The sequence below is a fragment of the bacterium genome, from assembly GCA_016786595.1.
Taxonomy (GTDB): Bacteria; Bdellovibrionota_C; UBA2361; order SZUA-149; family JAEUWB01; genus JAEUWB01.
Window position 1 is genome coordinate 14,205 of the sequence record JAEUWB010000054.1, and the last position, 22,119, is coordinate 36,323.

At 45.7% G+C, this 22,119-nt stretch carries 19 protein-coding genes; 4 read left to right on the forward strand and 15 right to left on the reverse strand.

Features of this window, described 5'->3' with window-relative positions:
* Positions 1-9 precede the first annotated feature (9 nt).
* Positions 10-939 carry a signal peptide peptidase SppA gene (gene sppA / locus JNK13_09230; GenBank protein ID MBL7662918.1) on the reverse strand — a complete coding sequence of 310 codons (930 nt, stop codon included), beginning with the start codon at positions 937-939 and terminating at the stop codon, positions 10-12.
* 59 nt (positions 940-998) lie between these two features.
* Here sppA and JNK13_09235 point away from each other — a divergent pair, with 59 nt between their 5' ends.
* The 3 genes from JNK13_09235 to JNK13_09245 all read left to right on the forward strand — a co-directional run bounded on the left by JNK13_09235 (position 999) and on the right by JNK13_09245 (position 4,874).
* Entirely contained in the window at positions 999-2,666 is a 1,668-nt protein-coding gene (locus JNK13_09235; protein MBL7662919.1) for a glycosyltransferase family 39 protein, read from the forward strand.
* 9 nt (positions 2,667-2,675) lie between these two features.
* Positions 2,676-3,296, forward strand: coding sequence for a flavin reductase family protein (locus tag JNK13_09240; GenBank protein ID MBL7662920.1), 621 nt, complete (start codon positions 2,676-2,678; stop codon positions 3,294-3,296).
* A gap of 174 nt (positions 3,297-3,470) precedes the next feature.
* Positions 3,471-4,874: a FliI/YscN family ATPase gene (locus JNK13_09245; protein ID MBL7662921.1), complete on the forward strand. Its 1,404-nt coding sequence runs from the start codon at positions 3,471-3,473 to the stop codon at positions 4,872-4,874.
* On the opposite strand, the gene JNK13_09250 is transcribed toward JNK13_09245, so the two are convergent.
* The 9 genes from JNK13_09250 to era all read right to left on the reverse strand — a co-directional run bounded on the left by JNK13_09250 (position 4,858) and on the right by era (position 15,979).
* The gene (locus JNK13_09250; GenBank protein MBL7662922.1) at positions 4,858-5,139 is read right to left on the reverse strand and encodes a hypothetical protein; all 282 of its coding nucleotides are present in this window, start codon (positions 5,137-5,139) and stop codon (positions 4,858-4,860) included. The genes JNK13_09245 and JNK13_09250 overlap by 17 nt on opposite strands.
* 425 nt (positions 5,140-5,564) lie before the next feature.
* On the reverse strand, positions 5,565-6,974 hold the full coding sequence (locus JNK13_09255) for a hypothetical protein (GenBank protein MBL7662923.1): 1,410 nt from the start codon (positions 6,972-6,974) through the stop codon (positions 5,565-5,567).
* 2 nt (positions 6,975-6,976) lie between these two features.
* The gene (locus tag JNK13_09260; protein MBL7662924.1) at positions 6,977-7,750 is read right to left on the reverse strand and encodes a DEAD/DEAH box helicase; all 774 of its coding nucleotides are present in this window, start codon (positions 7,748-7,750) and stop codon (positions 6,977-6,979) included.
* 14 nt (positions 7,751-7,764) lie between these two features.
* A complete protein-coding gene (locus JNK13_09265; protein ID MBL7662925.1) occupies positions 7,765-8,514 on the reverse strand; it encodes an ATP-binding cassette domain-containing protein in 750 nt (249 codons plus the stop codon).
* Positions 8,495-9,559, reverse strand: coding sequence for a tRNA dihydrouridine synthase DusB (gene dusB, locus JNK13_09270; GenBank protein MBL7662926.1), 1,065 nt, complete (start codon positions 9,557-9,559; stop codon positions 8,495-8,497). The genes JNK13_09265 and dusB overlap by 20 nt, the downstream gene beginning before the upstream one ends.
* A 163-nt stretch (positions 9,560-9,722) precedes the next feature.
* A complete protein-coding gene (gene guaA, locus JNK13_09275) occupies positions 9,723-11,312 on the reverse strand; it encodes a glutamine-hydrolyzing GMP synthase (GenBank protein ID MBL7662927.1) in 1,590 nt (529 codons plus the stop codon).
* Between the two features lie 60 nt (positions 11,313-11,372).
* Positions 11,373-12,860 carry an IMP dehydrogenase gene (guaB, locus tag JNK13_09280; GenBank protein ID MBL7662928.1) on the reverse strand — a complete coding sequence of 496 codons (1,488 nt, stop codon included), beginning with the start codon at positions 12,858-12,860 and terminating at the stop codon, positions 11,373-11,375.
* 575 nt (positions 12,861-13,435) lie between these two features.
* Positions 13,436-15,034, reverse strand: a complete 1,599-nt coding sequence (gene der, locus JNK13_09285) for a ribosome biogenesis GTPase Der (protein ID MBL7662929.1) — start codon at positions 15,032-15,034, stop codon at positions 13,436-13,438.
* Positions 15,035-15,043: 9 nt separating this feature from the next.
* Positions 15,044-15,979: a GTPase Era gene (gene era / locus JNK13_09290; protein ID MBL7662930.1), complete on the reverse strand. Its 936-nt coding sequence runs from the start codon at positions 15,977-15,979 to the stop codon at positions 15,044-15,046.
* A gap of 163 nt (positions 15,980-16,142) precedes the next feature.
* Between era and JNK13_09295 the strand changes: the two genes are divergently transcribed.
* Entirely contained in the window at positions 16,143-16,733 is a 591-nt protein-coding gene (locus JNK13_09295) for a DNA-3-methyladenine glycosylase I (protein MBL7662931.1), read from the forward strand.
* Positions 16,734-16,791: 58 nt separating this feature from the next.
* Here the strand turns inward: JNK13_09295 and JNK13_09300 are convergent, their stop codons facing one another.
* The 5 genes from JNK13_09300 to mnmA form a co-directional block, all read right to left on the reverse strand.
* Positions 16,792-17,226 carry a hypothetical protein gene (locus JNK13_09300; protein MBL7662932.1) on the reverse strand — a complete coding sequence of 145 codons (435 nt, stop codon included), beginning with the start codon at positions 17,224-17,226 and terminating at the stop codon, positions 16,792-16,794.
* Between the two features lie 292 nt (positions 17,227-17,518).
* Complete coding sequence (locus JNK13_09305) at positions 17,519-18,148, reverse strand: hypothetical protein (protein ID MBL7662933.1); 630 nt, start codon at positions 18,146-18,148, stop codon at positions 17,519-17,521.
* A 398-nt stretch (positions 18,149-18,546) separates the two neighbouring features.
* Positions 18,547-19,560: a ribonuclease III gene (gene rnc, locus JNK13_09310; GenBank protein MBL7662934.1), complete on the reverse strand. Its 1,014-nt coding sequence runs from the start codon at positions 19,558-19,560 to the stop codon at positions 18,547-18,549.
* Positions 19,548-21,002, reverse strand: a complete 1,455-nt coding sequence (locus JNK13_09315; protein MBL7662935.1) for a radical SAM protein — start codon at positions 21,000-21,002, stop codon at positions 19,548-19,550. Before JNK13_09315 ends, rnc begins: the two co-directional genes overlap by 13 nt.
* Positions 20,983-22,119, reverse strand: coding sequence for a tRNA 2-thiouridine(34) synthase MnmA (gene mnmA, locus JNK13_09320; protein MBL7662936.1), 1,137 nt, complete (start codon positions 22,117-22,119; stop codon positions 20,983-20,985). Before mnmA ends, JNK13_09315 begins: the two co-directional genes overlap by 20 nt.

The following is a 22,119-nucleotide window of genomic DNA, read 5'->3' on the forward strand; positions in this document are numbered from 1 at the left end:
GCAAGAATTTTAACTCAAAGCTAAATAATAAATTTTCGGACCAGATAACATCCGGAATAGTCTAAAAAATACGCTTTCTTCAGCACCTTCGACAAATCCCATAATCCCTTTTTTCTTCGGTGGGTATACAAGATGGGGCTTCTGATTAGGTTCACCAGCCTGAGTAAGAGCATCGTTTGCAGCGTCGTGCAAATCTCCGACGACATCAGCAAGTTTAAGTGCGACAGACTGCTCGCCAAGAATAATTCTTCCGTCGGCAAATTTTTTCACATCTTCAACCGGAATTTTGCGTGATTCTGAGATCACCTTAACAAACTGCTCATAAGTTTGGTTAATTAGACCTTGAATTAAGCTTTGATCGTCTTCTGTCATTTTGCGAAATGGCGAGCCGGTATCCTTGAAGCGACCGGACTTTACGATATTCATTTGGAATCCAAGTTTAGCAACAATTTCAGACACATTAGGCATCATCATAATCACGCCAATCGATCCGGTGAGTGTCCCATTTTGCGTATAAATCTTACGACAACCCATTGAGGCATAAAGTCCTCCCGAGGCGGCAATGTTTCCAAGTGAACAGATTACCGGCTTAACCGCATCAACGCGTTTAATCGCACGAAAGATTTCTTCGCTAGCGCCGACAGCGCCGCCGGGCGAATCAATTTTTACGACCAGCGCCTTGATCTCTTTATTTCTGGAAAAACGGTCCAAGTCTTTAATGATCTTTTTTGATTCCATAATCTCGCCACTAAGTTCAACAACGCCAACAGAGTGTGCAGGGACGATCCCGATTTTTCCGTCTTCATCTCCGCTCTGTGACAAGAAAAAAATACCTGAAGCTAAAGTGCCAACCAGAGCAAGAATCACAACACCGAGCACGCTCCAAGAAATAACCGTAATCCAGGAAAGACAAGAAAATAATTTTTTACCGAAACTCATATAAATAACTTAGAATAAGAAGCTTTGTTCAAATAATAAAACTCAGCTATGTAGACTAAATGTCGGCGTCGCAACAATCAAGCTCTAAATTTAGGGCATTTTTTCTAAGCATTATTGTCTTTTTATGGCTCTATCTACCGGTGCACAGCCGACCCTTTACCTCACGGGGCGAAGCACGAGAGGCAGTGGTTGTTGAAGATATGATACGACAGAATAATTATATTTTACCACGAAGAAATGACGAAGCTTACCCCTCCAAACCTCCACTACTACATTGGACTGCCGTTTTAGGTCGTAACTTAATCACAAAGATTACCGGAGTAGAGTCTGAGGGTTTTATTCGCCTTCCATCAGCACTAGCATCTGCAACTACTTGTGGAATCGTTTATTTTATTGCGGCAACAAACATTGGCCCGACTGCCGGCATAGTTGCAGCATTGGGATTACTTTCCACATTTGAATGGCTACGTTACAGCACACTCGGTAGGGTCGATTTACTTTTTAGCTTAATGATTTTTTTAAGCTTAGTCTGCCTCGCCCGCGTACTCAGCAATAAAGACGGATGTTTTGCGGATAGCGCTTTTTTAGGTTTGTTTCTAGGTTTTGCAACTCTGACTAAAGGCCCCGCAGCAATCGTGCTCATTGGTGTCACTGCACTGCTCGATCAAAGCTATCAACAACGGCGCATTTTCCCTAAGTTTCCAGTCAAACATTTAAGCTTTGCAGCATTTACAGCGCTTGCGCTCGCTCTACCGTGGTATTATTTTGCCTACAAAATAGGCGGAGAACAATTTTTAGATGTGCAACTAATGCGCGAAAATGTTGCCCGACTGACCGGGGACGAAGGTTATAATATCGGCCACCGTCAGGCCTTCTACGTAGCTCCACTATTATTTTTCCTGGTGCTGATCCCCTGGGTATTTTATTTACCAGTATTTTATACTGCGGCAATTAAGCGCACGCAGATTCGCATACCGCAGACAACAATTTTTATTAGTTATGCGATTGTGCTTTTAACTTTCTGCTCGATCGCAGCCAGCAAGCGCACTGTATATTTTATTTCTGCACTTCCTGGTTTAGTCTTAATCTTTGCCGACATTCTCACCAATACTTCATTCTTGAATTTCAACGCAGGAAAGTTTACTAAATGGATTTTTAATATCCTGACTGTCACACTTGGCACTTTATTGATCGCAATTTGCCTAGGAGTCCTTGTCCCAGACTTGGCCCTGAAGTTATTACCGCTTTCTGACAAGTTACTACGCAAAACTTACACTTTTATCCCGATTCTACAGTTCAATAGCTGGGCCATAATTTTTCTCTTACTCGGCTGCTACTGTTTTTTTAAGGCTCGGGTTAATCTTGCTAACCCGCTGTACATGATTTTTGGCTGCCTAGCTGTGATTAGCTATGCACAAGTCGGACCTGCCCAAGGCTACAGCGAACTAGTTTCCCCAGCAGAATTTGCTCAAGATATTTCCGCAAGAATCAACCCTCATGATAGTTTAGTGCAGTACCGCCTCGACTATTATCCGCTCGTTTACTACGCAAAACGACCGATTCCTTTCCTGGATACACTGCCTCTGCTCAAGGATAGCTATGTGATCGGTATTGAATCGACTGCAGCTGAACTAACACAGGCCGGTTGCAACTTAATGACTGCCAGTGAAAAGCTAATCTTTCGTGGGCGTGAACGCCTCGGCTTATATTTCTGTAAAGGACATTAGATCTAGTTTATGCAGAATGAATTTTCTAGTTTCGACTCCAAATCCCTTCCCGCGAAAGAAATCTATAAATTAATGATTGGGTCGATTATTCCACGGCCAATTGCATTTATCACAACCATCAACACTTCCGGCTCAATTAACCTTGCGCCATTTAGCTATTTTAATGGCGTATCTAGTAGCCCACCATGTTTATCCGTCTCCTTTGCCGATAAACCAGATGACACAAAAAAAGATACGCTAAACAATATCCTACGCACAAAAGAATTCGTCGTGAATACGACAAGCGTTACAATGATTGATGCAGTTGCAGATTCAGCAGCGGACTATCCGGCAGAAGTAAGCGAACTCGATCTACTAAGCCTAGAAACACTACCTGCCGCACTGATTAAAACCCCACGCTTAAAAATTGCCCCCGTACAGATGGAGTGCAAACTTTATACAACGCTCGAGATTGGCCGAAATACGCTAGTGATCGGAGAGATCCTCATGTTCCATTGCCGCAGCGACTCATTTTCTGGCACTAAAAGTGATGCTCAGCGGATTGACCCACTAGCTCGATTGGGCGGAGCAAATTACGCTACCATCGGTAAAATCATAAATCATCCGACTCCAGACGTTAAAACAAAGTAACCCCGTACCTTCGCCGACCCCGTACCTTCGCCGACAGCTCAAAAGTAGCCCCCCTACTTCCTAAAACTGACTAAATCCGAAAATATTTTTCACCCCACGCAACAACTGCCTCCTTCTGGCCGATAATATATAGGGAAGTAACATATTCAACATATTCAAATATGAGAAATATCCATGCAATCTACTGTCGAAATAAATAAATACTCGAGACTAATCGATTTTAACCGCGTCAGCTCCTGCACAATCCGCGGTCAGGTCCGCACCGTCAAAGGCCTTGTCATCGAAGCCGAACTAGTCGGCGCAGAAATCGGTAGCATCGTCAATATCTCCCGCCCCAAAATCACCACAATTCAACACTCCCAACATCAAAATAATTTTATCAAAGCTCAAGTAGTAGGCTTCGAAAATTCAACCGCAATCTTACTGCCCTACTCCGACACAAAAGGCCTCTTCCCCGGCGCCTCAGTTGAAATCCTCCCCACAAAACACGAACTCGCCGTCGGCAACTTCTTGCTCGGCAAAGCACTCAATAGCCTCGGTGAAGTAATTACAGATACTCTTGAATTAGAACTCAACCAGCAAATAAACCACCCCACCCCAACCTACATCGATCTCAATTCCAGCCCACCACCTACACTCCAACGCCAACCCGTCAATACACAACTTATCACCGGCATCCGCGCACTCGATGGCTTCTGTCCAATCGCTCACGGCCAACGCCTAGCAATTTTTGCTGAACCTGGCGTCGGAAAGTCCAGCTTAATGACCATGCTCGCACGCTCCTCCGCTGCCGAAATCAACATCATCGCACTCATCGGTGAACGCAGCCGCGAAGTCGGAGAATTTCACCGCGAACTATTAAAACCAGAACTCCGCAACAAAACAATTCTTGTCGTCAGCACCAGCGATGAACCCGCCCTCTCTCGCGCTACCGCCGCACTCACCGCCACTCGAATTGCAGAATATTTTCGCGATCAAGGAAAAAATGTCCTACTACAAATCGACTCACTCACTCGACTCTGCCGAGCAATGCGCGACGTTGGACTCGCCGCCGGCGAAATGCCCGTACGCCGCGGCTACCCCCCATCCGTCTTCGCCGCACTACCCAAACTACTCGAACGCGCAGGCACAGGTACAACCGGCAGCATCACCGCCTTCTACACTATGCTCCTTAGCGCCGATATCGACGAAGACCCCATGGTCGAAGAAGTCAAAGGAATCCTCGATGGACACATCATCCTCAGTCGCCGCCTTGCCGAACGTAGCCACTACCCCGCAATCGACATCCTACGCTCCCTTTCACGACTGCAAACAAAACTACAGCCGCCCCAAATCATCAAAGCAACTCAAAAAATCAAAAAACTCATTTCACGCTTAGAAAACGATCGCGACCTACTAACCCTCGGCGGTAAAGCCGACTCAGAACTACAATCCGCCCTCCAACTTGAAAAATATATCGAAGATTTTCTTGTTCAGAATATTAATTCAGAAACGAACTTACTGGAAACAAATGATCAATTACGAGAAATCGCTAACGCCGCAGAACACTTCAGACCTTCAGCTACGCAGCCATCCTAGCTTCATGCACTTCGCGAATTAAACCAAAATGCCTCCGAATCGTAGTCGGACATAAACCCAAGTGCGCACAAATACTGCGGAAAGAATAAAGATAATACTCACTGTCATCAAGTAAATAACGAACAGCATCGCGCCTCTCATTCACACCCCGATTCAAATCCGCAAACGCCGAATGCAAAATCGATCGCATCAAATTACGCTCCGGCGAATACAAATCCGGCGCCACCCAATCATCAAATGCAGTTGAAATCGCTATTTCTCTCATATGTAATACCACTACTTACATATACTCCATCGACAGAGATTCCAGAGTTCTAAAGGGATAAATCATACGAGAATCACCTATTTCCACCACCCCTTACCTTTCTTTTACGGAAAAGAAAGGTAAGACCAAAGAAAACGAACCACTCCGTGGTTTGCCTCTTCCTAGCTACTGGCTAAATCACCAACTTAACCAAAGCTCACCTGCCACCTTTCCCTTCCTTCTACGGAAAAGAAAAGTAAGACCAAACACAACAAACCACTCCGTGGTTTGCCCCTTCCTAGCTACTGGCAAATCACCAACTTAACCAAAGCTCACCTGCCACCTTTCCCTTCCTTCTACGGAAAAGAAAAGTAAGACCAAACACAACAAACCACTCCGTGGTTTGCCTCTTGCCACTTATAAGTTATCGCCAAAAATAAAAAGAATTATATGTCTGTGCTAATCGCATCCGAAAGCGGCGGCCTTAGAATCTTACGCTTGGCCTCCTCCGCACGCTGCGCAAGCATCGGATGCGACTCGTAAAGACGCGTTAATTGATTAAGTTGATCTGCAGTCTGAGTAATCAACCGCGCGGCATCACCCTCCGCAACCCCATTCAAGAATAAATAACCACGGAAAACATTCCAATTTTCCGCCTGCATCCAAAGCATCACAGTATATGCCGCAGACTCCGAGGCAACTCGCTCAGAACTCACCCCGGGCAAATTCTCCGCCTGAACACGTGCCACAATCGCACTGAGCGTTTCCAAATCCTTGTCACTGATTGCCCGGGACTTAGGTTCAAGATACCCACGCCGCGAATCTCCCGTAATCGCTCCAACCAACGCTGCTAAATATTCAGGTGAAGCATCCTGCAAAACTTTCGCTTCAATCAACTCCGCTAACTCTAGCACCAGACTCGTACAGAGATTCGATGACCAGTAACCTTTCTCAGAAAGCGTTAGGCCTTCAATAAATCCAAGATTCTGCAATCCACGAATCGCAATCTGCAACAGTTCCTGCTGCTTTGTTTTTAGTTCAGCTGCTTCACGGTCAAGACGATTCGCCCGCTTTTCGAGCTTCTTCTTATGCTGCGAAGTAAGATCGGTCTGCCTTGCACCGCGCGCTCGCTCAGCTTCGGCTTCAAGATCCTTAGCCTGCTGTCGATCAAGAAAAGAAGCCAAACTGCGGTCAACTGTAAATTCAAGGTCATCGACATTTCTGTAACGCAATAAATTTAATACCGAACTAGGTCCAGGAAAATAAGACGACTTAAGCGGTTCTGCAGCACGTCGCGCCACCCGCGAAAGTTGGCGTGCATCACAATAAGGAGTTGGCGCAATCACACAAAACCCGACTGTATCTTTTCCCCGACGTCCCGCTCGACCAGACATTTGTTGAAACTCTGCCGCGGTAAGCTTCTGAAAGCCTTCACTGCCACGCTTGGAATGCGCAGTAATCACAACCGTGCGCGCAGGGAAATCTACTCCCGCAGCCACTGTTCCAGTTGCAATCAAAATTCTCAACAGGCCCGCACTCATCAACTCTTCGAGCAGCAAACGCCAAACTAGCAGTTGTCCCGCATGATGCGCTCCGACACCAGCTTGCACCAGCGACTCATACTGCGGATGCGAAGTAATCAGATCTAAATCAATCTCACTACTTCTGGCAAATTCTTGGACTTTCGCTAATAGCGCAGCTTTATCCGTGCGACTAAATTCAAGACGCTGATTGCGACCCGCCTGCATTACATCACGATCACATTGGTCCCGCGACGTGCGAAAAACGATTGCCGGTAGCAAATCTGCATTTTCCAGTTCAACAAAAATTTGAGCAATCGAGATATCAGAGCGCATACTTAACCGCGCCTCCGGTTTCCACGATAACTGCCACGACGTGCACCCTTGGGGAAAAACATCCGATCTCCACTATAATAGTGGTTCACTTCGGGAAGAATTTGACCATCATCATCAAGTAGTGGGATCACCCCAAAGTCTGAATGCAAAAATCCAAGCCGTAAGGCAACCGGACGCTCTTTAACTGTCACAATCCGCACTGGCTTCTTACGCACTTCCTCAATCCAGGCAGCAACTTGCTGAGCATTAGAAATCGAGGCCGAGAGTAAAAGTAGAGTGGCAGTTTGCGGTGATAAGATAATACTTTCTTCCCATACAGGGCCCCGCTGCGGATCAGCTAAATAGTGAAATTCATCGAGCACAACCAGACTATAGCGCCCCTCACCAGAATAAAGTTCATTGCGGTAAATTTCAGTAGTGGCAACAACTACCGATGAGTCAGAGGCAATTTTGCGATCGCCAGTTAAAATTCCTACAGAATATTCCGGCTCAAAGCGCCGCTTAAAGTCTGCATACTTTGCGTTAGACACAGCTTTTAACGGAGCTGTATATACAGCTTTTTCTCCACGAGCCATTGTGGCTCGAATTGCTTCAATCGCAATATAAGTCTTGCCTGCGCCTGTCGGTGCAATTACTAAAGTATCAACTCTTTCTTCAAGCAACTTAATCGCCTCAAGCTGAAATTCGTCCGGCTTAAAAGCAGTTTCCTTAGGCACGCCAATGCCTTGAAAAAAGTCGCGTTTTAATTCTTTGATTGTCTTATCTCGTTTAGTCACAAATCTTAATCACTTCAAGGTTGCGTCGCGTGATTATCGCTTTTTCGATCGCTTGGATTTAGGTCGTAGCGTTGAGAGATAAAGTGCGTAAGCGCTGAGGGAGCATGACTTAGCGCCTCACCGTCAAATTGTCCATCATAGATAACTTTACCAGCGAATAAGCCAATCAGTCGCTCTGAACGTGGCAAAAGTCGACGCAGGTCGTGACTCACCATAATTACTAAAGGATTGTATTGACTATGTAGTGTGGCAATCAATTCCATAATCACACTTGCTGTTACAGGGTCCAAACCACCAGTCGGGTCATCTAATAGCAACACATCTGGCGCAGCAACAATCGCCCGTGCAATCCCCACACGGCGCTGCATGCCGCCACTAATTTGACTCGGGTATTTTGCGTAGGCTTTTGCAACGCCAACTTTTTTTAACGCATCAAAGGCCCGATCATATACCTCATTGCGGGTAAGCTCAGGGTTATTTTCGAAAAGCGGGAAGGCTACGTTTTCAAGCACAGTCTGCGAATCAAATAAGGCTCCCTCTTGAAAGAGGAAACCAAAGCGCACGCCTGCTTCATAGTTAATTTCCCCTAACTCAGCTTGATACACCCGGGCTAGAATTTTCAAAAAAACACTTTTTCCACTTGCCGATGGACCAATTAAGGCAACTCTCTCGCCACGCTTAAACTCAAGATCAATACCAGACAAAACCGCGGACGAGCCAAAAGACTTGTAAATATTTTTAACGCTAAGCATAAGATCTGTCATTTACATGTTCAGCTTCTACCTGAAAAGCAGAATCTGAAGCATCAATTTGCTCAAAACCAGACACTGCTGCGGCAGAGACGATTTCTTCAGCACGTCCTAGAGTCTCTAAGAAAAGCTGCAAGTTTGGGGTCAAACATAGGGCCTTGCGCAATTCTTGAGCACCGCGAAACTCTCTAATCGCTTGCGTAGCAAGCTGTTTGAGTTTGCCAATGATTGCCTTGTCCGGGAAATCTTCCTTGAGTAACTCCGTATAACGCTTAATTACACGCACTAACTCTGGAATCGCTTGCTTCGTATCTGCAGGCCCTTCAACTAATTCATTAAAGATCCATGGATTTTGTAACGCCCCACGCCCAATCATTAGTCCGGCAATATTATTCTTAAAAACTTGCTGAGCAAAGCCCGCGGAAGTCACATCACCGCTGCCAATCACAGGAATTTTTACAGTATTGGCAACTTGCTCGATCACTTGCCAATCAGCTTCACCACGATAAAGCTGCACACGAGTACGTCCGTGAACAGCCAGCATCGCCACGCCAGAGTCTTCAGCAATCTTTGCAATTTCGAAAACATTTCTATGCTTTTCATCCCAGCCGGTACGGCACTTTAAAGTTAGGGGAATCTTGATTGCTTGCTTAACAGCAGCAAGCATTTTGCCTAAATGCTCAGGCTGCCGCATCAACTCACAACCGCCTCCGCGCTTAACTACACGTGGCACAGGGCAGCCAGAATTAATATCCAGAATATCTGCTCCAGCATCTTCCACCATTTTGGCCGCCTCAACCATGCGCTCAAGATCTGATCCGAAAATTTGAATAGAAATCGGCCGCTCCCATTCAGCATACTTCATCATGTTTAATGATTTGAGATTTTGCCGAGTTAAACCTTCAATACTGATAAACTCCGTAACAACAAGGCCGACGGTTTTGGGATTCTCGAGTTTAATTAATCTACGGAAAGCAGAATTCGTCACGCCCGACATCGGCGCCAAAACCAATCCTGGAGAAATCTTAATTTTCTCGATGTTAAATTCCGTGTTCCGCATTTATTTTTGTTTTGCTTTTTATATGCCAATTAAATTGTTAGATGAGTGAGGTTGGGTCAGAGCCGAGGCGCGGAAATTTTTGAGGATTTCCAATGTATCGTAATACATGAAATACGAAAAAATGTTCCGCAACGAAGGACATGACCCAAGATCGCTCATCTAACTACTCCCATTCAATCGTTGAAGGAGGCTTAGTGGAAATATCTAAAACTACACGATTCACCCCAGGAGTTTCATTAATAATTCTTGAAGCCATGCGCCGTAATACTTCCTCAGGAAACATATACCAATCCGCAGTCATTCCATCGACCGAAGTTACCGCACGCACAGCAATTGTTTGTTCATAGGTACGACCATCACCCATCACACCAACACTTTGAATCGGAAGCAATACTGCAAAAGATTGCCAGATCACAGTTGCTAAATCAGCACGCTCAACCTCTTCCCGCACAATGCTATCAGCCCGACGTAAACGCACGAGCTTGTCATCAGTAATTTCTCCAAGACAACGCACCGCCAACCCCGGACCAGGAAAAGGTTGACGATCAATAATTTTATCCGGAATTTTTAAACCTCGGCCAATTACCCGAACCTCATCCTTAAATAACTCACGCAACGGCTCAATCAACTTAAGCTTCATCACATCCTTAAGACCACCGACATTATGATGACTCTTAATCGTTACCGATTGGCCAACGACAGAAACACTTTCAATCACATCGGGATACAGCGTGCCTTGCACAAGATACTCCACAGCTTCAATGCGCTGCGCTTCCTCTTCAAAGACATCAATAAAGACTCGCCCAATAATCTTGCGCTTCTGCTCCGGGTTAGTCACCCCTTTGAGTTCGTCAAGAAAACGTCGCGATGCATCAACAATATGCAAATTAAGCCCCAAAGGCTTAAGAAATTTCTCAACGTCATCACGCTCGCCCTCACGCAACAATCCATTATCCACAAATATACAGTGCAGCCTCGAACCAATCGCTTTGTGCACAAGCACAGCCGCAACAGTCGAATCAACACCACCACTTAAACCACAGACAACATTCCCCTGCGGTGCCTTGGCCCGCACATCAGCAATTACAGTGTCTGCAAATTGCGCTGGATTCCAATCTTTCTCCAGCTTGGCAACATCAAATAGAAAACTTTTTAGAATTTCTTTGCCTTGCGGCGTGTGATGAACTTCAACGTGAAACTGCACGCCATATATTTTTCGCGCCTCGTCCCCAAACGCGCAAATCGGAGCCCCCTCAGAAGTAGCAATCGTCCTAAACCCTGGGGGGTTTTGCGTGATCTTATCACCATGACTCATCCACGCAGTAAACGTCTTTTGACCTCCAAGCGCCTTAAATGGACCCTCAGCGCTAGCTAAAGAAACCTCTGCACGCCCAAACTCACGTATACCAGATTCATCCGCTCCAGTTTGCGCCTCATCAGCAGCATGCGCAGCCCGCCCCCAACCCGTAACCACGCCCCCAAAATGCTTCGCTAAAATCTGCATGCCATAGCAAATCCCAAACATCGGTAACTTAGCTTCAAGAATTTGCTTGTCAGCAAAAAGCCCGTCCGCAGCTAAAACAGAAGAGGGCCCCCCAGAAAGAATCAGCGCCTTCGGATTTCTCGATAAAACCTTGTCCGCCGCTGCAGTCCCCGGAAGAATTTCACAATAAACGCCCTGCTCTCGCACAGCTCGCGCAATTAACTGCGTATACTGCGAACCAAAATCTAAAATTACTACTTGAGCTTGCATGCTATCCTTTAATTGAATTGTAATTGTAAAATATGAGATTTAAGCCAAGTTGGCCAAATCTCATATTTTGCTATAATTAGGAGCTTCTTCCGTAACAAACACATCATGCACATGACTCTCACCAAGCCCCGCCGCTGTAATGCGAATAAACTCCGCCGTTTCTCGTAACTCTTTCAAATTCTTCGCTCCACAATAACCCATCCCAGCCCTCAATCCCCCTACAAGCTGATAAATCAAACTCGAAAGCGTCCCCTTATACGGCACACGCCCCTCAATCCCTTCAGGAACAAGCTTACCCGGATCATCCTCATGCCCCTGACGATACCGATCCTTCGACCCCTGCTTCATCGCACCAAGCGAACCCATCCCTCGATACAACTTGTAACTCCTGCCCTGATACAAAACCGTCTGACCAGGCGACTCCTCCGTGCCTGCAAAAAGCGATCCAATCATCACCATCTGCGCACCTGCCGCTAAGGCCTTAACCACATCACCTGAATACTTAATTCCACCATCCGCAATTAAAGCAACACTACTGCCCTTAAGCACCTCTGCCACCTCCATAATCGCAGAAATTTGCGGCACACCCACTCCCGAAATAATTCGCGTCGTGCAAATCGAACCCGGCCCAATTCCAACTTTAATCGCATGCGCACCAGCCTCAGCTAAATGCCGCGCACCAGACTTCGTAGCAACATTACCCGCAATCACCGTCAACGCCGGATAATTATGACGAATCGCCTTGACCGCCTTAATCACGCCCTCCGAATCACCATGCGCACTATCTACACAGATCACATCCACATGCGCACGCGCTAACAATTCCAGCCGCTCGTCCAAATCCACACCAACCCCTACCGCCGCCCCAACTCGCAACCTTCCTAAAGCGTCCTTACAGGCACTCGGAAATTTTCGCTTCTTCTCAATGTCCTTAATTGTAATTAATCCAGCAAGCTTGCCCTGCCCATCAACAACTAACAGCTTCTCAATTCTATGCTTGTGCAATAATTGCTTGGCTTCCTCAAAGGACGTTCCCGGCTTACACGTCACCAAGTCTTTACTCGTCATCACATCACTAATCGGACGACTCATCTCCGTCTCAAACCGTAAATCACGGTTCGTCACAATCCCCACAACCTTCCCATCAGCTCGCGTCACCGGTAACCCCGAAATCCGATATTGCCCCATGATCTGCAAAGCATCACGTAACGGTTGCTCAGGATTAACCGTAATCGGCTCACTAATCATCCCACTCTCGGACTTCTTAACACGACTAACCTCCTCAGCTTGCTCCGCCGGACTCATGTTCTTGTGAATAATCCCAAGACCACCCTCCTGCGCCATCGCAATCGCTAGTTCACTCTCCGTCACCGTGTCCATCGCCGCACTCAATAACGGAATGTTTAAGGTCAAATCCTTACCCAACTCCGTCTGCACCGATACATCACGCGGTAAAATATCCGAATAACGCGGACGCAAAAGTACGTCGTCAAATGTTAATGCTAATTGAAATTTGTCTGTTGATGAATTGCTGTTCTGTTGAGCCATGCCGATGCTTATCAGAAATCAACATTTTCCGCAACTTACCTTTCTTTTACGGAAAAGAAAGGTAAGACCAAAGAAAACGAACCACTCCGTGGTTTTCCACTTCCTATCCATCAACTACGCGCCAGCACCAACCAAAAAACCGCACCTCGCCGCCTTTCTTTACAAAAAAGAAAGGTAAGACCAAAGAAAACGAACCACTTCGTGGCTAAACATATATTCTTTCAGCGTAGACTAAGGGAGATAATCTGCTTGCGCTTTGTGTCATTAATGAAATTGGCCTTTACTTTAAGCTCCGAGGGCTCCGCTCTGCGCTTTATCGAATATTGATTGAACCTAAATAACCATAGAAAAACAACTGTTAAAATTAATGCTGTGGGTGGCTGAGGCTCTGGGTGGGGAGAGGTTTGAAGAAAGTAAAGCGCAGCCCGAGTCATATTTGCTGGTAGTTAGCAGATCAGTTTGGCCGAGGGCGAGCCATTTCTGAAAACCTCTTCCCGCCCAGAGTCTATAAACATGTTGATCAAAAGGTCTATTTCAGTAAGGACTACTGATTAACTAAGTGCGTAGAACTTTGCCTAGCGCTCGCGCAGAACAAACTTAATGTCCGTCCCCACAAACCTAAATCTCTCACGAATCGCGTTTTTCAAGTGGCGAATAAAAGAAAAATGCACCTGCTCAGGATAGTTAAAGAACAGCGCAAAACGCGGCGGAGCAACAGCAACCTGCGCTCCATAATAAAGCTTAATCTCTTGACCACGATAAAACGGAGTCGAAGCTTCCTCCGCAGCAGACTTGAGCACACGATTTAACTGCGCAGTCGGAATCTTCCTCAGCCGCGACGCCGCAATCCGCCGCGCAGCATCAAGAATCTTCGGGGCACGTCGCCCCGAAAGCGCACTAGTCGTCACAATTTCAGCATACGGCGCAAACTTAAAAACTTCTTTTACTCGTAACTTATACTCGTTTGCCGTCTTATGATCCTTCTCCACCAAATCCCACTTGTTTAACACCAGCACAATCCCCACTCCTTCCTCATGCGCCATTCCTAAAATCTTGGCATCATGCTGACTCGGCCCATCCGTTGCATCAATCACCACAATCGCGACATCCGCTCCCGCAAGCGCACGCAAGGTTCTCAATGAACTATAATACTGAAGCGACTCAGCACGATTATCTCGCTTCAAGCCAGCAGTGTCAGTCAGCAAAAATGTCTGATCCTTAAATTCAAACGGCACCGTCACCGCATCACGCGTAGTCCCAGCCTCACTCGAAGTAATCACCCGCGACTCACCGAGAATCGCATTTAAAAGCGTAGATTTTCCTACATTCGGCCGACCAATAAAAGCTAATCGAATCAGCTCCGGCACCAGACTTTCCGGCGCTTCCGTCGCAAGCTCTTCCTCAGCTGGCGCCTCAACGCGATCTTCCTCAAGCGGACGTAAACGATGCAACTTAAGATAAGCTGAGACATTCGCCTGCAATCCTGCTTCATCCCCTTCAGTCACTTCAAAAACAGGCGCAAAAATTGGACTGCGGTCAATCTCTACACTTTCCTGATCAGCCAAGCCTTCGCGACGATAAGAATTCTCGAGTTCCGTTTTAATTTTTTCTATTTCTGCCTCATGATCAACTTGATCGGAAGTTGAAAGTTGCCGCAATTCATCGGCATTAGGTAATAAGGAGAAAACTTTATCGACAAGCTTTTGCACTTGATAGCCATGCTTGGCACTCAGCGCATGTAACTCATCAAAACCTAATTCGAAAAATTCACAAATCTTGCCTTGCTGTTCAACCCCATCACACTTATTCACAGCAAAAATTACAGGTTTTGTTTGCGCGCGGAGCATCTGCACAATCTCACGGTCATCTGGATGCAATCCATCGTTGCCATCAAAGAGCATCACGATTACGTCAGCCTCAGCAATTGCCGCCTGAGCTTGCTCGACAATTTGTGTGTCAATTTCAGAATCAGCTCCGATAATAATGCCGCCAGTATCAACAAAGTAAAACGGGATTTCATAACGGCCTACTAAGGCGTAGTTGCGGTCACGCGTTACACCCGGGATATCGTCGACAACGGCAAGTTCTTTGCCTACAACACGATTAAAGAGTGTCGATTTGCCAACATTGGGGCGACCTAAAATGGCAATAATCGGAATACGTTTTTTTTCCATGTGTTGCTGCTAATTTTGATGATGCTGCTCGGCGCGGACTAGCCCAGCTTCACTTTGCGTCCAATCAGTAATTACTTTAACAAATAATGAGATATAAACCTTGCGCTCCAGCTGATCCTCTAACTCGAGCCGCGCTTGTGTGCCAATTTGCTTTAAAGTCTTACCGCCTGCTCCAATAATAATACCCTTATGCGACTCTTTTTCCACAATAATACAGGCTGATATTTTAATTAATTCAGCAGTTTCTTCCCAAGATTCGAGATGCACAGCAACTCGATAGGGAATTTCTTGATGAATAACCGCAAAAAGTTTTTCACGAATCACTTCGGATGCAAGGAACTTCTCTGACCGGTCAGTCAAAAATTCATCAGCATACTGCTTTGAGCCCTTGGGCAACAAACGTAATAACTCACTAACTAATGGAGAAACTCCATCGCGCTCTAGCGCCGAAACTGGCACAATCGTAATACTTTTCCGCGTTTCGCTGCTCAGTAACAAATCTTGAAAGCTTGCGATCAATGGCAGCAACCGCTGCTTGTCGATTTTGTCAATTTTATTAAGTGCAATCACCACTGGGCAATCCACAGCTAAATTATTAATTTCTGACTTACTTGCCTCCAGTAGCTGTTTGTCGCGAATAACTTTTACACTATCAATCAAATAAATGATTACGTTGGCACTTTCGCGGGTTTCGCGAATTGCATTTTTCATCAGTGTCTTTAGTGCGCTTTTTTCTGCTTTACGTATAAATCCCGGAGCATCGAGAAAAGCAATTTGAGCTGCCGCAGTCGTGAGCACCCCGAGGATTTGATTTCGTGTCGTATGCGGTTTATCCGAAACAATCGAGAGTTTCTCGCCGAGTATGGCATTAAGCAGGGTCGATTTCCCTGCATTGGCTTCCCCTAAGAGGGCAACATATCCGAATTTGTAGTCTGTAGCGTCCATAAACGAGGCGCGACTACTAGCATATCAGACAAATAAATAATAGCCTGATGTATTGAGGTTAAGCTAGGATTTAAGCCCAGATCCTCAGAATAGTCCCCCTTTCTCGGCGAGCAGTTATAGCGGATCGTTGCCGACTAGGAGAATATAGATATTATATATGACCATGAATAAGTCCTTAACGCTTAATGCTGATACTAAACCGCGTTGCTGGTGGTGCGGAGCTGACCCACTCTACGTTAAATATCATGATTCTGAGTGGGGAGTTCCCGTGCATGACGATCGCAAGCTCTTTGAGATGTTAATTCTTGAAGGTTTTCAAGCCGGCTTAAGTTGGATTACAATTTTACGTAAGCGTAAGAATTTCAAAAAAGCATTTTGCAATTTCAATGCAAAGAAAATCGCTAAATTCACAAAGCGTGACATCGCGCGATTAATGCGGGACGAAGGCATCATCCGTAATCGTCTTAAAATTGAAGGTGCAGTTAAAAATGCACGGGCCTATTTAAAAGTTAAAGCAGAATTCGGTTCGTTTGCGAAATATATCTGGCAATTTACAAACTACAAAACGATTAAGCCTAAGAAGCGCCCGACGCGCACAAGTATTCAAGCCACTTCAAGAGAATCTGACGCGATGTCAAAAGACTTAAAGAAGCGCGGCTTTACTTTCGTCGGTAGCACAATCTGTTACGCTCATATGCAGGCTACCGGCATGGTTGATGACCATGTGGCAGGATGCTTTCGCGCTAAAAAATAAGACTAAAAATAAAAAAGGCGGCACAAGGCCGCCTTGATTGTCTTTATGATTTAGAATATTAGCAGCCTTTATCAAAGCCAGCTCGACGACAAGCTTCCTTAATCGCTTCAAGTGCCAGTCTGTTCTGCTCATTATCACAACCACAAAAGGCTACATCCTTAATGATTGTCGAACATTTAATCTTGGTTTTAATTGGACCAATTTTTTCTTCCCGATAACAATTCGCGCGAAATTCCTTACAGGCTTCGTTTGCAGGACAGTTTGTCTCACCCGTAGGACAGAATTTTCCCTTTTGCGCTCCCTCTTTGCACTCATGAGAAACCGAACATGTAGCAACTAAAAATGTTAATTCTTCAGGGGATACGACTCCATCAAAGTTCGTATCTCCAGCTACTTCTTCAACAATTGGGCAGATACTTGGAATGGCAAACGCACTCGAAGTGAAACAGCAACAAAATATAAATGTTAGGAAAATTTTCTTAGTAATTTGCATAAAACCTCATTAAAAAATTAATCAACCAGCCAATCGACTGCCCTTGACAACTATCTGTTGTTGAGGATGTTATGCTTCTGAAATTCTAAAACGCATCCTTAAAAACCTTAAATTTACTAAAATCACTGTAGTTTTATAGACTTAGAGCAGACAGAGAAAGACCGGCGATAGTAGACTACTGCTTATTATCATAAAGCCGTCGACTAGCTCTTTGTCCTCGAAATTTATCTTTCGTCTTTAAAAAGGGGATGCCGGGGTGACATGTGAAAACATGAGACATCCATCCTTGGGGTCAGTTTAGACCAGCATTCCCTGCTCGTCGTTTGGTGCTTTGCTTTGGATAAGAATGTCGGGGAAATGCATTTTTGAGAATCCGCACCCCAGACTTGTAATAACACAATCGACACCGCAAAGCTGAATCCTCGAACTCTGGCCATACGCGCTCAAGTTGTAAGTAAAAAAGCGGCATGAAATCAAGCTCGCCCATCTTTGCCTTGGCATTTACATCAAGCACTGCAGCTAGGATCGTCTCAACCGAAATGCGCACGACATAAATGTAACCAAGATCCATTGAAGAGATTAGCTGCGAACTCACTGTGCAAAGCTCAACAACTTTTTCACTTTCTTCTGGCTTAAAGACATCAAGTCGGATGACATTTAACGCTTCTGGCGCTGTGATCGCAATTCGAACTTGATTTTTACCTCGAGTAAACTTTTCAACGATCTCAAGTTCAATCTCCATCTTTCCACGTTGCGCCATGAGCTCATCCTCAAGCCGCTTAAGGGTTCGACTATGCCCAGGGTCAAGGCTGAAGAGAATGCTGGATTTTAGCGGGTCCCCGCCAAGTGTCCGCGTCAAGGTGAGCTTGCCGGTTGGCAAGTCATGCACGTCCGTGTTTCGAGATTTGGGTTTTTCATCCATGGTGATAGGAGCTCTGCTCCGGTGACCCAAAGAAGTCAAAGGAACAGAGCTGTATCTTCCCAAACAACGAAGTAAAACCTTTTCGGTCACCTCGACATCGAAAAACATAGTATGCGACTGCACGCGCTAATATGCTTTTCCAGCCGAGGACAAAGAGTCTTCTACCCAATATTCAATTGTTGAATGAAACTACAAAAATGCTCTTGTTTTATTACTTGTTTCAGTTAATTTCTGCAAATAAATGAAAAACTATACGTTCACTCTGAGCACAACTTAGGCTTAGGCTTGAACTTATACTTAATCTTATCCTTTCCCTTTTTCAAAAAAGGGAAGAGTTAAAGGTTAAGGGGAAGTATAAGTTCAAGCCTAAGTCTAAGTAATGAAGCCGAAGCAATGCTTTACTGGGCTTGAGCAGGCAACACTGTCACCAATAGCGCTGGGGCAAAAATCGCATTTTGACCTTCAACTAGATTCAATAGCGGATGCTTCGGAGTGAGTTTTCTCAATACCTCAGATGCGGCTTCTTGTTGCGCAGCTTTCTTAGTATTTCCTCGTCCACGGCCAACGATCTCATGATCGACAACACAAATTGTCACAAAAGTTGGCGCATGCTCAGGCCCTTCAACCATTTCCACAAGATACTGCGGAGCTTCGCTGCCAGCAGCATAAAGCGCTTCCTGTAATTCCGTTTTAGGATCACTCGGAACAACTGAAGCCAGATTATCGCCAAAAACACCTTGAATCACTTCAAGCGCGCGATCAAAAGAACTATCTAGATAAAGCGCGCCAAACACGGCCTCCATTACGTCGGCTAGAATTGACGGGCGCTCCGCTCCACCGCTGGCAAATTCACTTCGACCCAAACGGATAAAAGGTCCGATTTCTAATTCTTTGGCAAAATTAGCAAGTGCTGAAGTATTCACCAAAGCGGCTCGCATTTTAGAGAGGTCGCCTTCTCGCGCTTCAGGGTGAATGTTAATTAGATAATGTGCAACGCCTAGATCCAAGACCGCATCCCCCAAAAACTCCAGGCGCTCGTAGTCAAGCCGGTCTTGAGGTCCCAACGCCGATCGATGCGTTAAGGCCCGCTCTAAGAGCGAGCGATTTGTGAATTTATAGCCGAGGCGTTCTTCTAAAACTTCAAAATCCTTACGCGTGGAAACAACTTCATGCTCAAGCCCGACTGCAGTTTCCTTGAGATGATCAAGCACTGCACCTAAGGTTTTTTCCTGCCCTTTTTCGCGCTTTTCCGTAAAGCGGCCTTCGGCATCTTTCTCGAAGGCGACTTTCTTTTTTTGTTTTTTACCGTCCAGGAAATCATCCCAAATCTCTCTTTCTTTTTGAGAACCTTGAGATCGTTTCCCGCCACGAGCTACTTCTTTTGTTTTTTTTGCGGGAACTAAAAATCGCATATTAGTCTGTTACGCTCCTGCTCTACACCAATCACTTGAACCTTTACAATCTTACCCACTTGCAATTCCTTGCTACGCTCAACATCCTGAGGACGATTAATTCGAGCATTTAGAAATTCACTCGTCGTCCCGCCAAACTCACAGTCTCTAGTATTTTCCAGAACAACGTCAACGTTCCGGCCTATCAGACTTCGAGCGAAGGCACACTCCTTACGACTTGATGCGGCGCGATACCGCGCAGCTCGACGATTACGTTCACTAACTAAAACGCTGTCGGCTAGCCGCGTTGCGGCAGTGCCCGCCCTCTCGGAATACGGAAAAGCATGAAGATAGGTAAATTGTAGACGTTCGAACTCTACGATTCCGCTTTCACTTTCTTCGCGTAACTCCCCTGGGAAACCGCAAATCACATCGGTTCCAAGACCAATCCCAGGCAGCACCTGCCCAATATATTCAACAAGTTCGTAGACGTTCTCGAGTGAATACTTACGGTTCATGAGTTTAAGAATTCTATGCGAAAACGCCTGTACACAGATATGCAGGTGTTTGGCGAATTTGTCTCCTTGAGAAATCGAAGCCGCAACTAAGTCAATAAGATCTTTAGATAAATCATTTGGGTCAATTGAGCTCAAACGATAGCGAATCGGGAAATCAAGCTTTAATAATTCTTGAATTAGCCCAAGTAAGGACTGCCCAACTTCCTCGCCATATCCACCTAAATGGGTACCAGTTAGAACAATTTCGCGGTAGCCTTTTGCGTAGAGAACCTCAATATCACGCTTAATTTCCTCTATTTCACGCGAACTTAATCGTCCTCGAGTTTGCGGGATAATACAGAATGTACAGGAATTCTCGCAGCCTTCTTGCACCCGTAAATGATAACGCGCACGCTGCACTACTTCCCCGAGTTTTTCTCCAGGACCAACTAACGCAGGAGAGATTTTATCTCTTAATGAAATTGATTTTCTCTCCGGCAAGCTTCGCTTGGGACGCCTACCCGAGGGGTAAATCTTTGGTAACTGGACTAGCTCTTGATTTTTTTCGGGAGTTGTAGACTCTGTTTGATCTACTCCAAAAAAAATTTCGCTAACAAGCTCACTTTTCCTTCCTGGGCCAATGACCGCATCAACTAAGCCTGTAGCCAAAAGCTCGTCCCGCGAAACTTCAGCCATGCATCCAGTCACTATGATCTTTGCTTCTGGTGCAATTCGTTTCGCACGCTTAAGTTGACGTAAGACTTCCTTGTCAGCCTCGTCTGTGACAGTACAGGTGTTTAAGACAAACACATTGGCTGCATTGTTTAATTCACAAGCTGTGGCACCTTTTTCTGCAATCAGAGCTTGCAGGTCAATTGTATCGGCAAAATTACTGCGACAGCCTAAGGTCTGAAAGGCAATCCGCTGCTGAGGCTGCTGTTTAGTATTATTTACTAATCGTTCCACCGCCAAAAACCTCAACGAAGCCTGTATGATCTTTTTTAGTTGCGTAGAAAACTGCTGCCTGACCAGGACTAATTGCTGTGCCTTGATCGAAAAACTCAACCTCAACTCGCGTGGGGCTTAGTTTTTTGACCCGTGCTAAATATCCTGGACTGCGATAGCGCACTTTAACCAAAGCTTCAAATTCAAGCGGCAAATTCTGGTTGATGAAATTTACATCACGAACTTGAAAGCATTTTGTGTCCAAATCTGACTTCTCACCAAGCACAACTGTGCCTGAATCCTGGTCAACTGAAAGCACATACAATCGCTCTCGGCCACTGACATTTAAACCGCGGCGCTGCCCCACTGTAAATTGATGAACTCCGGAATGACTGCCAAGTTTTTCACCAGCTTTAGTGATAAACTCACCAGGCTGGATTTGACGATCAGAATAACGATCGGCGTATTTCTCGATAAACTCACCGACTTCGCTGGTAACAAAGCAAATATCCTGACTTTCACCTTTAGTTGCCATACTCATGCCTGAAATCGACAAAACCTCCCGCACTTGAGGCTTTTCCATGCCTCCAACTGGAAAGATTGTATGATCAAGTTCCGCCTGGCTTAGACCGAAGAGAAAATAAGTTTGATCTTTGGCGCGATCAGCTGCCGTATATAGCCCCTTCGAGCCATCAGCACGTTGGAGAATTTGTGCATAGTGACCTGTGGCGACATATTCTGCGCCAAGTAAAGCTGCGCGTTCACGCAACACTGAGAACTTTACTTTTTGATTGCAAAGAATGCAGGGATTAGGTGTTTCGCCGTTTAAGTAGGCATCAACAAATGGCGCGATCACTTCCTTCTCAAACGAACCTTCAAAATCATAAACGTAATACGGGAATCCTAACTTGTCGGCGACTTCACGGGCATCGTTAAAGTCTGCCGGTGCGCAGCAGGTGGCTTTTTTAGCATTCACCCCATGGTTTGCCGTATTCTTGCGATAATCCCAGACTTGCATCGACACGCCGACTACGGGGTGCCCGGCTTGACTCAGCAGTAGCGCCGCTGCAGCTGAGTCAACTCCACCACTCATCGCGACACAAACTAAAGGCAGATTTTCAGAATTAACTTGCTGCAT

Bases quoted from the DNA above. Each gene is read 5' to 3' on its own strand.
- sppA (MBL7662918.1), bottom strand. From the start codon at position 939: ATGAGTTTCGGTAAAAAATTATTTTCTTGTCTTTCCTGGATTACGGTT.
- JNK13_09235 (MBL7662919.1), top strand. From the start codon at position 999: ATGTCGGCGTCGCAACAATCAAGCTCTAAATTTAGGGCATTTTTTCTA.
- JNK13_09240 (MBL7662920.1), top strand. From the start codon at position 2,676: ATGCAGAATGAATTTTCTAGTTTCGACTCCAAATCCCTTCCCGCGAAA.
- JNK13_09245 (MBL7662921.1), top strand. From the start codon at position 3,471: ATGCAATCTACTGTCGAAATAAATAAATACTCGAGACTAATCGATTTT.
- JNK13_09250 (MBL7662922.1), bottom strand. From the start codon at position 5,139: ATGAGAGAAATAGCGATTTCAACTGCATTTGATGATTGGGTGGCGCCG.
- JNK13_09255 (MBL7662923.1), bottom strand. From the start codon at position 6,974: ATGCGCTCTGATATCTCGATTGCTCAAATTTTTGTTGAACTGGAAAAT.
- JNK13_09265 (MBL7662925.1), bottom strand. From the start codon at position 8,514: ATGACAGATCTTATGCTTAGCGTTAAAAATATTTACAAGTCTTTTGGC.
- dusB (MBL7662926.1), bottom strand. From the start codon at position 9,559: ATGCGGAACACGGAATTTAACATCGAGAAAATTAAGATTTCTCCAGGA.
- guaA (MBL7662927.1), bottom strand. From the start codon at position 11,312: ATGCAAGCTCAAGTAGTAATTTTAGATTTTGGTTCGCAGTATACGCAG.
- guaB (MBL7662928.1), bottom strand. From the start codon at position 12,860: ATGGCTCAACAGAACAGCAATTCATCAACAGACAAATTTCAATTAGCA.
- der (MBL7662929.1), bottom strand. From the start codon at position 15,034: ATGGAAAAAAAACGTATTCCGATTATTGCCATTTTAGGTCGCCCCAAT.
- era (MBL7662930.1), bottom strand. From the start codon at position 15,979: ATGGACGCTACAGACTACAAATTCGGATATGTTGCCCTCTTAGGGGAA.
- JNK13_09295 (MBL7662931.1), top strand. From the start codon at position 16,143: ATGAATAAGTCCTTAACGCTTAATGCTGATACTAAACCGCGTTGCTGG.
- JNK13_09300 (MBL7662932.1), bottom strand. From the start codon at position 17,226: ATGCAAATTACTAAGAAAATTTTCCTAACATTTATATTTTGTTGCTGT.
- JNK13_09305 (MBL7662933.1), bottom strand. From the start codon at position 18,148: ATGGATGAAAAACCCAAATCTCGAAACACGGACGTGCATGACTTGCCA.
- rnc (MBL7662934.1), bottom strand. From the start codon at position 19,560: ATGCGATTTTTAGTTCCCGCAAAAAAAACAAAAGAAGTAGCTCGTGGC.
- mnmA (MBL7662936.1), bottom strand. From the start codon at position 22,119: ATGCAGCAAGTTAATTCTGAAAATCTGCCTTTAGTTTGTGTCGCGATG.